This window comes from Micromonospora sp. NPDC047467, from assembly GCF_040643095.1.
Taxonomy (GTDB): Bacteria; Actinomycetota; Actinomycetes; order Mycobacteriales; family Micromonosporaceae; genus Micromonospora.
In genome coordinates this window covers 45,636-58,058 of record NZ_JBEYTO010000006.1, presented here as the reverse complement: position 1 = coordinate 58,058, position 12,423 = coordinate 45,636, and the positions used below count along the sequence as shown (strand labels likewise).

The window sequence follows — 12,423 nt, the reverse complement described above, 5'->3', positions numbered from 1 at the left end:
TGTGTTCGGCGCGGTCAGTCGACGGCGAGCGCATCGATGACCAGGGCAGTGACAGCATCGGGTGACCAGCCGTCCGCGACACCGGGACGCTGCGCGAGGTAGCCGGCGATCCGCTCGGCCGGCCAGCCGTGCGACTCGCGCAGCCCTCGGGCGATCATGCCGAGGTAGAGCGGCGCGGGTGGCCGGCACCGGACGGCGGATGCCGGCTCGGGAGCGGTGAAGGTGAGCATCGGGACTCCGGCGCGGCGGCCCGGGCAGACCAGCGTCTCGTAGCGTCCGGGGCCGAGCGTGGCGCGTCCGTCGGCGACGGCGGTGTCGATCGCCTCGACGGTCGTCGGGAGCAGGCCGGCGCTGTCGCCCGCTGGGCGGTACATCTCCTGGGCGGCGATGTCGGTGAACTGCTCGATGGTGACCAGGTAGGCCCGAGCCGCGGCCAGCCCGGGCAGGTGCGGGTCGTAGAACGCCATCCCACCGGTCCAGGCACCGGACTCGCCAGCGAAGTAGATCCCGCCGGGCAGCGACACCGGCATCGACCGGCTCGGAGGGCGGGGGTTCCGGCAGCCCGGGTACGTCCGCCGGCCGCCGGGCGGGCAGCCGCCACCGATGTACCAGGCCAGCCGGGCGGCGTGCATGTTCGAGCCGTACGCGACGTACCAGACGAGTTGTTCCTCGGCGGCGACCCCGACGGAGCCGCGGGTCACGGCGGCGGTCGGACGCGGGTCACCGGGCATGGGCTGGCCTCCTCGGCGCCGGGGGTCCCCACGCTAGTGCCGGCCGCCGCCTGAACCCACAGGCTGCGTCCACAGCCTGTGGATGGCACATGTGTACGAAGCAAATCGGTGCCCGGTCAGCCGTGAGTACGCTTGATCGCGCGGCTCGGCGCCCGGCCGACCCCTCCCCTACCTGGAACGACGTGCGAGTGGATCATCAGCGAGTCATCCGTGACGTCACCGCCCGCCTGACGATGGCGTCGAGCGTGCCGGAGGCCTGTCGGTGGACGGTAAGCGCCCTGTCCCAGCACACCTCGGCAACCATCTCCGTGCTTCTCGATGTCCATGATCGGCTGCGCTGCGTGGCAGCGACCGGCGCCTGGCAGGTCTTCGCCACGGTGCCGGCACGCACCGGGATCGTCGGCCGGGTGTTCGCCACCGGCACCGCGGCCGTGGTCCCGGATGTCACAGTCGACCCCGACTACCTGCCGGTACGCCCCGACGTGACCGCAGAGCTGTGCGTGCCGGTGCTGGACCCGGCAGGCCGGGCGATCGGCGTCCTCGACGTGCAGTGGAGCGGGCCGGTCGACCTGGAGCCGTGGCGGGACACCGCGCAGCGGGTGGCGGCTCGGCTCGGCGCTCGGATCGCCGCGCTCGGCGGCCCTCCGGCGGAGAGTCGCAGCGAGAAGCTTCTCCGGCACGCCGCCGCGCTCTCGTCCGCCGCGACCGAGGGGGACGTGATGAGCGCGGCGACCTGCGCCGCCCGGGAGGTCTCCACCCTCTCCACGGCGGTGTTGCTGATCGGCGGGCCGGGTGGTGCCCGGCTCGGGCCGTCGCCGCTGGCCCCGGGGGACCTGGAGATCCGCATCCGTGCCGAGTTGGCCGTGGCGGGGCCGGAGGCGCTCGGTCGGATGGTGGACCGGGCGCACCGGTACGGGGCCGGGTACACGCTGGGCGAGGTGGGGCACCCGCCGACGGAGGACTACCGGCCGCTGACCCGGGCCGGGGTGCGCTCGCTGATCGCCGTTCCGGTCGGGCCGTCGGACGCGGGCGGGGCGCTCCTCGTCGCCGACGAGCGGGCACTGCGTCCGGACCCGACCACGGTCAGCCTGATGGAGTTGCTCGCCGGGCAGGTGTGGACCAGCCTGGACCGACTGCGCACACTGGCCCGGCTGCGGGAGCAGGCCAGCTCGGACCCGCTGACAGGGCTGGGGCACACCGGCCCGTTCGGGCAGCGGATAGCGGCGGCCACCCCGGGGCGTACGGCGCTGCTGGCGATCGACGTGGACGGCTTCAAGACGATTAACGACACGTACGGCCACCAGGCTGGCGACCAGGTGCTGGTCGGGCTGGCCCGGGCGCTGGAGGGAGCGCTGCGGCACGGGGACGAGCTGTACCGGATCGGCGGTGACGAGTTCGTCGCGGTGATCGAGGTGAACCGTCCGGAGGAGGCGGTCCGGATCGCCGAACGGCTGGCCGAGGCGGCGCGTCGCACCGGACGCACGATCAGCGTGGGCGTCGCGCTACCCCGCCCCGGCGAGTCCCCCGATCGCACCCTCCGGAGAGCCGACCAGGCCCTCTACGCGGTAAAACGCCAAGGCCGAGACGGAGTCCACCTAGCAGCGGCCTAATCCCCGCCACCCCACCCCCGCGATCTTGCACTTTCGGTCGCCTCTTTGCCGCATTCACCCCATATGTCGGGGCAGAAACTGCAAGATCGCGGGTGAAGAGAGGCAGCGGGGTTACGGGGTTTTTAGCTCTTTGGCTAGGAGTTCGGCGATCTGGGCTGTGTTGAGGGCGGCGCCCTTGCGGAGGTTGTCGCCGGTCACGAAGAAGTCGAGGGCGCGCGGGTCGTCGAGGGCGCGGCGGATCCGGCCGACCCAGGACGGGTCGGTGCCGACCGCGTCGATCGGCATCGGGAACTCCCCGGAGGCCGGGTCGTCGACCAGGATCACGCCGGGGGCGTTGCGCAGCGCCTCGCGGGCGCCCTCGGCGTCCACCTCTGTGGCGAAGACGGCGTGCACGGCCACCGAGTGGGCGGTCACCACCGGCACCCGGACGCAGGTGGCGCTGACCTTGAGGTCGGGCAGGCCGAGGATCTTCCGCGACTCGTTGCGGATCTTCATCTCCTCCGACGACCAGCCGTCGTCGGCGGGTGAGCCGGCCCAGGGCACCACGTTGAGCGCCAGCGGGGCCGGGAACGGGCCGAGGTCGTCGCCGACGGCCTGGCGGACGTCACCCGTGCGGGAGCCGAGCGCGCGATCCCCGGCGACCTTGGCGAGTTGGTCGTGCAGGATGTCCACGCCGGCCTTGCCGGACCCGGAAACCGCCTGGTAGGAGGCGAGCACCAGCTCCCGCAGGCCGTACTCGCGGTGCAGCGGCGCGACCGCGACGATCATCGCGAGGGTGGTGCAGTTGGCGTTGGCGATGATGCCCCGGGGCCGGTCGCGAACCTGCTCGGGGTTGATCTCCGGAACCACCAGCGGGACGTCCCGCTCCATCCGGAAGGCGCCCGAGTTGTCCACCGCGATCGCGCCGCGGGCGACGGCGATGGGCGCCCACTCGGCGGAGACCTCGTCGGGCACGTCGAACATCGCCACGTCGACCCCGTCGAATGCCTCTGGTGTCAGAGCCTGGACGACCATCTCCTCGCCCCGGCAGCGCACCCGCTTGCCCACCGAACGTTCGGAGGCGATGAGCCGTATCTCACCCCAGACGTTGCGACGCCCGGTGAGCAGCTCACACATCACGGTGCCGACGGCACCTGTCGCTCCGACCACGGCGAGGGTGGGCAGCGCCGTCATCGGCGCTACCTACCCGTCCCCGCATAGACCACGGCTTCGCTGTCGCCGCCCAGCTCGAACGCGTCGTGGATGGCGCGCACCGCGGCGTCGAGGTCGGTGTCCCGGCAGACGACGGAGACCCGGATCTCGGAGGTGGAGATCATCTCGATGTTGACCCCGGCCGCGCCGAGCGCGGCGAAGAAGCCGGCGGCCACGCCGGGGTGCGAGCGCATACCCGCGCCGATCAGCGAGACCTTGCCGACGTGGTCGTCGTAGAGCAGGCCCTTGAACTTGACCGACTCCTGGATCTTGCTGAGCGCGGTCATCGCGGTCGGGCCGTCGGCCTTGGGCAGGGTGAACGAGATGTCCGTCCGGCCGGTGCCCTCGGTGGAGACGTTCTGCACGATCATGTCGAGGTTGATCTCGGCACCGGCGACGGTGTCGAAGATCCGCGCGGCGGCGCCCGGCTCGTCGGGCACGCCGACGATCGTGATCTTGGCCTCGCTGCGGTCGTGCGCGACCCCGGTGATCAGTGCCTGCTCCACGGAAAGGTCCTCCATCGATCCGGTGACCATCGTGCCGGTGTTGGTCGAGTATGACGAACGGACGTGGATCGGCAACCCCGCCCGGCGGGCGTACTCCACGCTACGAAGGTGCAGCACCTTGGCGCCGCACGCGGCCAGCTCCAGCATCTCCTCGTAGGTGATCTGCTGGATGTGCCGCGCGTTGGGCACGATCCGCGGGTCGGCCGTGAAGATGCCGTCGACGTCGGTGTAGATCTCGCACACGTCGGCGTGCAGGGCGGCGGCGAGCGCCACGGCCGTGGTGTCCGAACCGCCCCGGCCCAGCGTGGTGACATCCTTGGTGTCCTGCGAGACGCCCTGGAAACCGGCCACGATCACCACCGACCCCTCGTCGAGCGCGCCCTTGAGGCGCCCCGGGGTGACGTCGATGATCCGTGCGCGGCCGTGCACCGAGGTGGTGATCACGCCGGCCTGCGAGCCGGTGAACGAGCGGGCTTCGTACCCCAGGTTGTGGATCGCCATGGCCAGCAGGGCCATCGAGATCCGCTCCCCGGCGGTGAGCAGCATGTCCAGCTCGCGGCCCGGCGGCAACGGGCTGACCTGGTTGGCCAGGTCGAGCAACTCGTCGGTGGTGTCCCCCATCGCGGAGACCACCACCACGACGTCGTCGCCGGCCTTGCGGGCGGCGACGATGCGCTCGGCCACCCGCTTGATCCGCTCCGCGTTCGCGACGGAGGACCCGCCGTACTTCTGCACCACGAGTGCCACGACGGTGCACTCCCTCCCGGAGTCCCTGAGCGTGCCGACGCCGCCGGAACCGGGGCCGGCGGCGCATGTCAGACCCCATGAGGGTATCCGGCGGGCCACGACGCCGGGTCGTGTGATCCCACCATCCGGCCCGCGTGACCCGTCAGTCAGCGTGGGTGGCCAGGTCCGCAAGCCCGTCGGGTACGCCCAAAAAGTCGCGCCCGACACGCCGGGGCGGCCCGGCTGCGCGCTGCTCCCCGCGAGCCGGCCGCACCCACCAGAATGAGCCGGTGCCCGTCCTCAACCGCTCGGCCGGCCGCGTGCTCGGGTCGCTCGTGTTCGCCCTGCCGACTGCCCTGCTCTCCTGCACCACTGAGCAGCCCGCACCCCCACCCCCGGCCGATCCCGGGCCGGTCAGGGTGGACGCCGCCCGCGACGAGTTGGCCGCCCTGGCCGCCGCCGCGCAGGATCGCCATCTCGTGGCGCAGTACGTGTTCAGCCAACCCGGTCAACCCGACCGCAGCATCGTGTTCACCAGCGCGAACGACGGCAGTTGGCGGGTCGACGTGCCGGGTGGGGCGCTCGGCGGCACCGCAGACATCTCGCTGGCCGCCACGGCCGACGGGCTGTTCCAGTGCGCCCTTCCGTCCAGCGCTCGACCGGAGCCGGCGCGTTGCGTACGCCTCGGTGAGCGCGACGACACACTCCCGCGCCGGCTCGACCCTCGGATCCAGCATGCGCTCACCGACTGGCTGGACGTGTTGACCGACCGACGCGCGCCGCTCGCGGTCGCCCTGGCCGCCACACCCAAGGGACTGACCGGCGCCTGCTACTCGGTGGAGTCCACCTCGGCCTCACTCAACGCCCCGCTGGACGTCGGCATCTACTGCTACGACCCCGACGGCACGCCGACCGGTGTCCGGACCGCTGCCGGGACGCTGCGGCTGGCTGCCCCGCCCGCCCCCGCACCGGCGACCGTGCAGTTGGCCGGGCCGGTGGTGGACGCGGAACCCCTCGACACCGCGGCACCCCCAACCCCTGACCCGTCGGACAGCCCGGGCGCGGGAACGTCCTGATCTTCATCCCGTTACGGGTGCGTTTGACCACATTTGGCGAGGCTGCCCTGAGTCACGAATCACCCGTACAGGACGATTCTCACCATGGTTGACCTCACCCCGCTGCTCGCCTTCCGCTGGAGCCCTCGCGCCTTCGACCCGAGCGCCGAACTGACCCCGGACGAAGCGGCCTCGCTGCTCGAGGCCGCGCGCTGGGCGCCGTCGGAGGAGAACGGGCAGCCCTGGCGGTTCGCCCTCGGCCACCGGGACGACGAGAACTGGAAGCGGATCATGAGCAGCCTCCCGGACAGCGACCAGGGCTGGGTCCGGCACGCCGCGACCCTGGTGGTCGGCGCGCACACCGGCGGCGACACCGAGCGGGCCGCGTACGACCTCGGTCAGGCGATCGCCCACCTGACCTTGCAGGCCACCGCGCTCGGCCTGCACGTGCGCCAGCTCACCCGCTTCGATCAGGCCGGCCTCGCCACCGAGCTCAACCTGCCCGGCGGCGTCCGCCCGCTGGTGGTCGCCGCCGTCGGCCGACTCGGGGACCCGTTCGCTCTCCCGGCCGACCTACGCGCCAGGGAAACCGACCTGCGTCACCGCCGCCCGGTCGCCGACCTGCTGCTGTGCTGATCGCCCGATCAGGTCACCCGCCACGGCTGGCACGGAGCAGAATCCTCGCGGCATCGGTGTTGCGATAGAGGACGTGCCGACCCTGTCGAGACCGGGAGGCCAGGCCGGCGGCGTGCAGCGCGGCCAGGTGCTGGGAGACGTTCCCGGCGGACATCCCGGTGAGTCGGGCCAGGTCGGTGGTGGTGGACGCCGCGTCGAGCAGGTGCAGCAGCGCGGCCCGGCCGGGGCCGACCACCCGCGCCAGCGAGTCACCGGGCGGCCTCGGGGTCGCCTCCCAGAGCGTTCCGACCGCCCGGACCGGGTACACCCCGACGGGCAGCGATTCCTCCAGCAGGTTCCACAGCACCCGCCGGTCGGTGAACACGCCCGGGTTCAGCGCCAGCCCGCGACCGCGGAGGTCGAAGTCCCGCTCGAACGGGTCGTCGGTGACGACCCGGTCACCGAGCCAGCGCAGGCTCGGGTGGAGTTGCTCGAACAGCCGCTCGGCACCGCCCTCGGCGAGTTGGGCGGCGCGGTACGCCACGTCGGCGTCGAGCAGCGCGCGCATCCGTGGCCAGTCCGGGGCGATCGCCTCGTCGTACCAGACCCGCATCGCGTCGACGAGCTGCGGCAGCAGGCCGCGGGGATCGGCGAGCAGCGCCTGCCCGAACGGGCTCAACGGTCGACTCGTGGTGGTCGCCCACAGGTCCCGGACAACCACGTCCGGCGGCGTCGCCGCGATCTGGTCGAGCTGCTCGACCATCTCCAGGTTCGGCCGGGCCGCCGGGGTGAGGAAGTCGGGCAGCCAGCAACGCGGCCGGGTCAGCTCCACCAGCGGTCGGACCCGGTCGGCCACCTCGGGCCGACGCAGGGTCACGCGGGCCCGGTCGATCCAGGGCAGGTGCACGGCGTAGCGGGTCGGATTGGCCAGCGCAAACATGCTCATGACCGTCTCGTTGGCCGGCGACACGGCGAGCCGCACCCCCGCCACGTCGGCCAGGCTGAACCGCAACTCGGACACACGCACCCCCGCACGATTCGGTCCAGCCTAAAAGGTTCGACCGGGGCCATGGGGGCACGGTTCACTCACCGGCCATGGGGGCCAGAGAAACCATCCGCACCGTCGTCCGAAACGTCGTACCGCCGGCCGGGCTGACCCGCGCCCTGGCCATGCAGGCCATGGTCTACGCCATCGGCAGCGGCCTGTTCCACGCCGGCAGCGCCGTCTTCTTCACCCGGGCGCTCGGGCTCAGCGCCGCACAGGTCGGGCTGGGGCTGTCCATCGCGGCGGGGGTGTCGCTGCTGGGTACGGTGCCGCTGGGCGGGCTCACCGACCGGTACGGCCCGCAGCGGGTCTGGATCGTCGGGCTGGTGCTGGACGCGGCGCTGTTCGCGACCTACCCGTTCGTCGGCGGCTTCGCCGGGTTCCTCGCCGTGGTGGTGGCGCTCGCCACGGTGGACGCCGCCACCGGCGTGGCCCGCCAGGTCTACTCGATCAACGCGCTCCCCCCGGCCGAACGGGTCACCGCGATGGCGTACCAGCGTTCGTCGCTGAACGTCGGCTTCGGGCTCGGCGCGGTGATCAGCGGCGTGGTGCTGGCGGTGGACACGATCGAGGCGTACCGGGGGATGGTCTGGTTCATCGCGACGGTGATCCTGGTGACGGCTCTCTTCGTACGGCGACTGCCCCGGCTGCCCCACGTGGCCCGGCCCGTGGAGCCGATGAGTCGGCTCACCGTGCTCCGGGACCGCCCGTTCATGGCGGTGTCCCTGCTGTCCGGGCTGCTCACCGCGCACGGGGTGCTCTACCTGACGGTGCTGCCGCTGTGGATCCTCACCCACACCGACGCCCCGAAGACGGTGATCGCCGCCCTGGTGCTGCTCAACACGGTCCTGATCGTGCTGCTCCAGGTACGCGTCAGCCGGGGTGCCGACACCGCGTCGGGCGCGGCCCGGGCCTCGCGCCGGGGCGGCCTGCTGGTCGCCCTGTTCTGCCTGGTCCTGCCGATCTCCGGGGTCACCCGGGGTGGGCTCACCATCGCGGTGTTGGTGGCCGCCGCGACGCTGCTGATCCTGGCCGAGTTGATCCAGTCGGCGGGTGCCTGGGGGCTCACCGCCACCCTTCCGCCGGACGACCAGCGCGGCGCGTACGTGGGGGCGCTGCGGCTCGGCGAGCAGGTGCAGTACCTGATCGCCCCGGCGGGGCTGACCGCGCTCGGTGTGACCACCGGCGGCTGGGGGTGGTACCCGACGGCGGCGATCTTCGTCCTGGTCGGGCTGGCGATCGTGCCCGTGGTGGCCTGGGCCGGACGGACTCCGAGGCTGGGTGCCGCGGCTCCGGAGGAGAGCATGACGTCGGTCCCATAGTCCGGACCTACCTTTGCGCCTCCCGCTCCACCACGTAGGGTTACCTGGTCATGTGGCGTGCGCTTCTTCTCCTTAGCCGCCGCGACGAGGCCTAACCGGCCGGCACCTCGTCGCGGAGTCGCATCGCGCCGTCCAGCACATCCGATCTTCTTATCGGCAGTCGCGCGTGCACCGTCGCGCGGCACCGTGCCGACACCTTCCGATCTGCTGACGCCACATGTTCCAGGGAGCACTCTGAGATGGCTCAACCTGTCACCGACGCTGACACCGATCCGATCGCTCGGCAACGCCCGAGTGGGATGCCGTACCACCGCTACCAGCCCTACCAGGAGCAGGTCCGGGTGGAGTTGCCGGACCGCACCTGGCCCACCCGCACTGTCGAGGCCGCGCCGCGCTGGTGCGCGGTGGACCTGCGCGACGGCAACCAGGCGCTGATCGACCCGATGTCGCCCGAGCGCAAGCGCCGGATGTTCCAGCTGCTGGTGCAGATGGGCTACAAGGAGATCGAGGTCGGCTTCCCGTCGGCCAGCCAGACCGACTACGACTTCGTCCGGCAGCTCATCGAACAGGACATGATCCCGGACGACGTCACCATCCAGGTGCTCACCCAGTGCCGGGAGCACCTGATCGACCGGACGTTCGAGTCGCTGCGCGGTGCGAAGCGGGCGATCGTGCACTTCTACAACTCGACCTCCACGCTCCAGCGCCGGGTCGTCTTCGGCCTGGACAAGGACGGCATCGCCGACATCGCCACCACCGGTGCCCGGCTCTGCCAGAAGTACGCGGAGATCCACACCCCGGACACCGAGATCTTCTACGAGTACTCGCCGGAGTCCTACACGGGCACCGAGCTGGAGTACGCGCTGGAGGTCTGCTCCCGGGTGATCGACGTGATCGACCCGACGCCCGCCCGGCCCCTGATCATCAACCTGCCGGCCACCGTCGAGATGGCGACGCCGAACGTGTACGCCGACTCAATCGAGTGGATGCACCGGCACCTGCCGCGCCGGGACAGCGTGGTGCTGAGCCTGCACCCGCACAACGACCGGGGCACCGGGGTGGCCGCCGCCGAGCTGGGCCTGCTCGCCGGCGCCGACCGGATCGAGGGCTGCCTGTTCGGCAACGGTGAGCGCACCGGCAACGTGGACCTGGTGACGCTGGGCCTCAACCTGTTCTCGCAGGGCATCGACCCGATGATCGACTTCTCCAACATCGACGAGATCCGGCGAGCCGTCGAGTACTGCAACCAACTGCCGGTGCACGAGCGCCACCCGTACGCGGGCGACCTGGTCTACACCGCATTCTCCGGCTCGCACCAGGACGCCATCAAGAAGGGCTTCGACGCCCTCAACGCCGACGCGAAGGCGGCCGGCGTACCGGTCGACGAGCACACCTGGGCGGTGCCCTACCTGCCGATCGACCCGAAAGACCTGGGCCGCACCTACGAGGCGGTCATCCGGGTCAACTCGCAGTCCGGCAAGGGCGGCGTCGCGTACATCATGAAGAGCGAATACCAACTGGACCTGCCCCGCCGGCTCCAGATCGAGTTCTCCGGGGTGGTGCAGCAGGTCACCGATCACGACGGCGGAGAGGTCGACCCGCGCGCCATGTGGGAGATCTTCGCGACGCACTACCTGCTCGACCACCAGCCCGACCCGGCGGTCCGTCTGGCCGGCTACACGATCGGCACCACCGACGGCAAGGTCGAGATCGAAGCCCAGGTCGGCGTGGGCACCGAGCAGCGGTCACTCACGGCGATCGGTAACGGCCCGATCGACGCGTACGTCAACGCGCTCCAGTCGGTGGGGGTGGGCGTGCGGGTGCTCGACTACCACGAGCACGCGCTCTCCTCCGGTGGTGACGCGCAGGCCGCCGCGTACGTGGAGTGCGAGGTGGACGGCCGCACGGTCTGGGGCGTCGGCACCGACGCCAACATCGTGACCGCCTCGATCAAGGCGGTCACCAGCGCCGTCAACCGCGCCCGCCAGTAGACGACACGCGCCGCACCCCCGAGGTGGTGCCCTACTTCGGGGGTGTGGCGGCGGGCAGCGAGTGGCAGGGCTGCGACGGTGGGGCCGCGCGGGGTGGTCGGTGCACCAGCACGAGGGCCAGCACCGCGCCGGCCAGCAGCAGCCCCGCACACCAGAGCAGCGCACCCCGGTACGCGTCGGTCAGCTCGGTCTTCTGCTCGTACCCGCTGCCGGAGAGGCCGACCAGCAGCGGCAACGCGGCCACCGCGAGCAGACCGCCGGCCCGGGCCGCGGCGTTGTTGAAGCCGCTGGCCACCCCCGAGAACCGGTCCTGCACCGCCGCCAGCACCGACGCGGTCAGCGGCGCCACCACCAGGGTCAGCCCGAGGCCGAAGAGCAGCACCCCGGGCAGCACGTCCCGCCAGTACGACGCGCCCGGCCCGACGCCACGCAACAGCAGCAGGCCGGCGGCGGCCACCACCGGCCCGACGGCCAACGGCAGCCGGGGGCCGATCCGCGCCGACAGCGCCCCGGCCCGGGCCGACCCGATGAGCAGCAGCACCGTCATCGGCAGCAACGCGATCCCGGTGCGGAGGGCCGACCACTCGACGACGTTCTGCAGGTAGACGGCGAAGAAGAAGGTGAAGCCGCCGAGCGCCGCGTAGACCACCACGGTGAAGATGTTCAGCACCGAGAAGAGCCGGCTGCCGAACAACCCGGTGGGCAGCATCGCGGTGTCGCCGCGCCGCCGTTCCAGCAGGACGAACGACACCGCCGCCACCACCCCGACGAGCACCGCGACCAGGACCGGGGCCGACGCGTAGCCGCGTGCGGGCGCGTCGATCAGGGCGTACGTGATGCCGGCGAGCGCGAACGCGCCGAGCAACGCACCGGCCACGTCGAACCGGCGTCGGGTGTGGCCCGGCCCCTGCGTCCGCGAGACGTTCTCGTCGCGGCTCTCCGGCACCCACCGCGCGGTGGCCAGCAACACGAGCACGGCGAGCGGCACGTTCAGAAAGAAGATCCACCGCCAGGACAGCGCGTCGATCAGCCAGCCACCGATGAACGGCCCCAACGCCGTGGACACTCCGGACAGGCCGGCCCAGCCACCGATCGCCCGCCCCCGGTCGTCGGGGTGGAAGCTGGCCTGGAGCACCGACAGGGACCCGGGGGTGAGCAGCGCGCCGCCGACGCCCTGGAGGAACCGGGCCGCGATCAGCGTGCCGGTGCCCTGGGCCAGCCCGCACAGCACCGAGGCGGCAGTGAACCACACCACCCCGATCAGGAAGACCCGCCGCCGGCCGAAGCGATCCCCGAGCGCCCCGCCGAGCAGCACGAACGCCGCCAGCGTCAGCAGGTAACCGTTGACGGTCCATTGGAGATCGGCCACATTGGCACCGAGATCCTGACCGAGTTTCGGCAGCGCCACGTTGACGACGGTGCCGTCGAGGAAGACCATTCCGGAGGCGAGCACTGCGGCGAGCAGCGTCCCCCGACCGGCGGCGGTGCCCATCCGCAGAGCGGGCGAGGGAACGGAGGTGGTCATCTCACCAATCTGCCTTGCAGATTGTGGGAGACGCCACGAAACGCCGAAACCATCCCCGGGTACTGTGCGCAATCGCCGAGAGCCCGCAAGCTGGAGAGGTGTCGTC

Annotated in this window: 10 protein-coding genes; 5 read left to right on the top strand and 5 right to left on the bottom strand. The window is 71.7% G+C overall.

All coding sequences use genetic code 11. The annotated features are described in order from the left end of the window. Positions 1-14 precede the first annotated feature (14 nt). On the bottom strand, positions 15-731 hold the full coding sequence (locus tag ABZ780_RS17950) for a histone deacetylase (protein ID WP_357009716.1): 717 nt from the start codon (positions 729-731) through the stop codon (positions 15-17). Between the two features lie 188 nt (positions 732-919). Here ABZ780_RS17950 and ABZ780_RS17945 point away from each other — a divergent pair, with 188 nt between their 5' ends. Beyond that, the gene (locus ABZ780_RS17945) at positions 920-2,341 is read left to right on the top strand and encodes a diguanylate cyclase (RefSeq protein WP_357009713.1); all 1,422 of its coding nucleotides are present in this window, start codon (positions 920-922) and stop codon (positions 2,339-2,341) included. A 111-nt stretch (positions 2,342-2,452) separates the two neighbouring features. On the opposite strand, the gene ABZ780_RS17940 is transcribed toward ABZ780_RS17945, so the two are convergent. Both ABZ780_RS17940 and ABZ780_RS17935 read right to left on the bottom strand, forming a co-directional pair. Next, positions 2,453-3,514 carry an aspartate-semialdehyde dehydrogenase gene (locus tag ABZ780_RS17940; protein ID WP_357009710.1) on the bottom strand — a complete coding sequence of 354 codons (1,062 nt, stop codon included), beginning with the start codon at positions 3,512-3,514 and terminating at the stop codon, positions 2,453-2,455. Between the two features lie 5 nt (positions 3,515-3,519). Further along, positions 3,520-4,785, bottom strand: a complete 1,266-nt coding sequence (locus ABZ780_RS17935; RefSeq protein WP_357009707.1) for an aspartate kinase — start codon at positions 4,783-4,785, stop codon at positions 3,520-3,522. 269 nt (positions 4,786-5,054) lie between these two features. Here ABZ780_RS17935 and ABZ780_RS17930 point away from each other — a divergent pair, with 269 nt between their 5' ends. Together ABZ780_RS17930 and ABZ780_RS17925 are read left to right on the top strand one after the other, a co-directional pair. After that, positions 5,055-5,840 carry a hypothetical protein gene (locus tag ABZ780_RS17930; RefSeq protein ID WP_357486700.1) on the top strand — a complete coding sequence of 262 codons (786 nt, stop codon included), beginning with the start codon at positions 5,055-5,057 and terminating at the stop codon, positions 5,838-5,840. Positions 5,841-5,924: 84 nt separating this feature from the next. Next, entirely contained in the window at positions 5,925-6,455 is a 531-nt protein-coding gene (locus tag ABZ780_RS17925; RefSeq protein ID WP_357486698.1) for a nitroreductase family protein, read from the top strand. 13 nt (positions 6,456-6,468) lie between these two features. Here ABZ780_RS17925 and ABZ780_RS17920 read toward each other — a convergent pair whose 3' ends face one another. Beyond that, on the bottom strand, positions 6,469-7,461 hold the full coding sequence (locus ABZ780_RS17920; protein ID WP_357009699.1) for an ArsR family transcriptional regulator: 993 nt from the start codon (positions 7,459-7,461) through the stop codon (positions 6,469-6,471). Between the two features lie 68 nt (positions 7,462-7,529). On the opposite strand from ABZ780_RS17920, the gene ABZ780_RS17915 reads away from it, so the two are divergent. Together ABZ780_RS17915 and leuA are read left to right on the top strand one after the other, a co-directional pair. Continuing rightward, on the top strand, positions 7,530-8,801 hold the full coding sequence (locus ABZ780_RS17915) for an MFS transporter (protein WP_357009696.1): 1,272 nt from the start codon (positions 7,530-7,532) through the stop codon (positions 8,799-8,801). A gap of 239 nt (positions 8,802-9,040) precedes the next feature. Beyond that, the gene (gene leuA / locus ABZ780_RS17910) at positions 9,041-10,792 is read left to right on the top strand and encodes a 2-isopropylmalate synthase (RefSeq protein ID WP_357009693.1); all 1,752 of its coding nucleotides are present in this window, start codon (positions 9,041-9,043) and stop codon (positions 10,790-10,792) included. 31 nt (positions 10,793-10,823) lie between these two features. Here leuA and ABZ780_RS17905 read toward each other — a convergent pair whose 3' ends face one another. Then, a complete protein-coding gene (locus ABZ780_RS17905) occupies positions 10,824-12,317 on the bottom strand; it encodes an MFS transporter (RefSeq protein ID WP_357486695.1) in 1,494 nt (497 codons plus the stop codon). Between the last annotated feature and the right edge of the window lie 106 nt (positions 12,318-12,423).

What these genes read in the sequence shown, in the direction of transcription:
- ABZ780_RS17950 (WP_357009716.1), bottom strand. Translation starts at nt 731, where the DNA reads ATGCCCGGTGACCCGCGTCCGACCGCCGCCGTGACCCGCGGCTCCGTC.
- ABZ780_RS17925 (WP_357486698.1), top strand. Translation starts at nt 5,925, where the DNA reads ATGGTTGACCTCACCCCGCTGCTCGCCTTCCGCTGGAGCCCTCGCGCC.
- ABZ780_RS17905 (WP_357486695.1), bottom strand. Translation starts at nt 12,317, where the DNA reads ATGACCACCTCCGTTCCCTCGCCCGCTCTGCGGATGGGCACCGCCGCC.
- leuA (WP_357009693.1), top strand. Translation starts at nt 9,041, where the DNA reads ATGGCTCAACCTGTCACCGACGCTGACACCGATCCGATCGCTCGGCAA.
- ABZ780_RS17915 (WP_357009696.1), top strand. Translation starts at nt 7,530, where the DNA reads ATGGGGGCCAGAGAAACCATCCGCACCGTCGTCCGAAACGTCGTACCG.
- ABZ780_RS17940 (WP_357009710.1), bottom strand. Translation starts at nt 3,514, where the DNA reads ATGACGGCGCTGCCCACCCTCGCCGTGGTCGGAGCGACAGGTGCCGTC.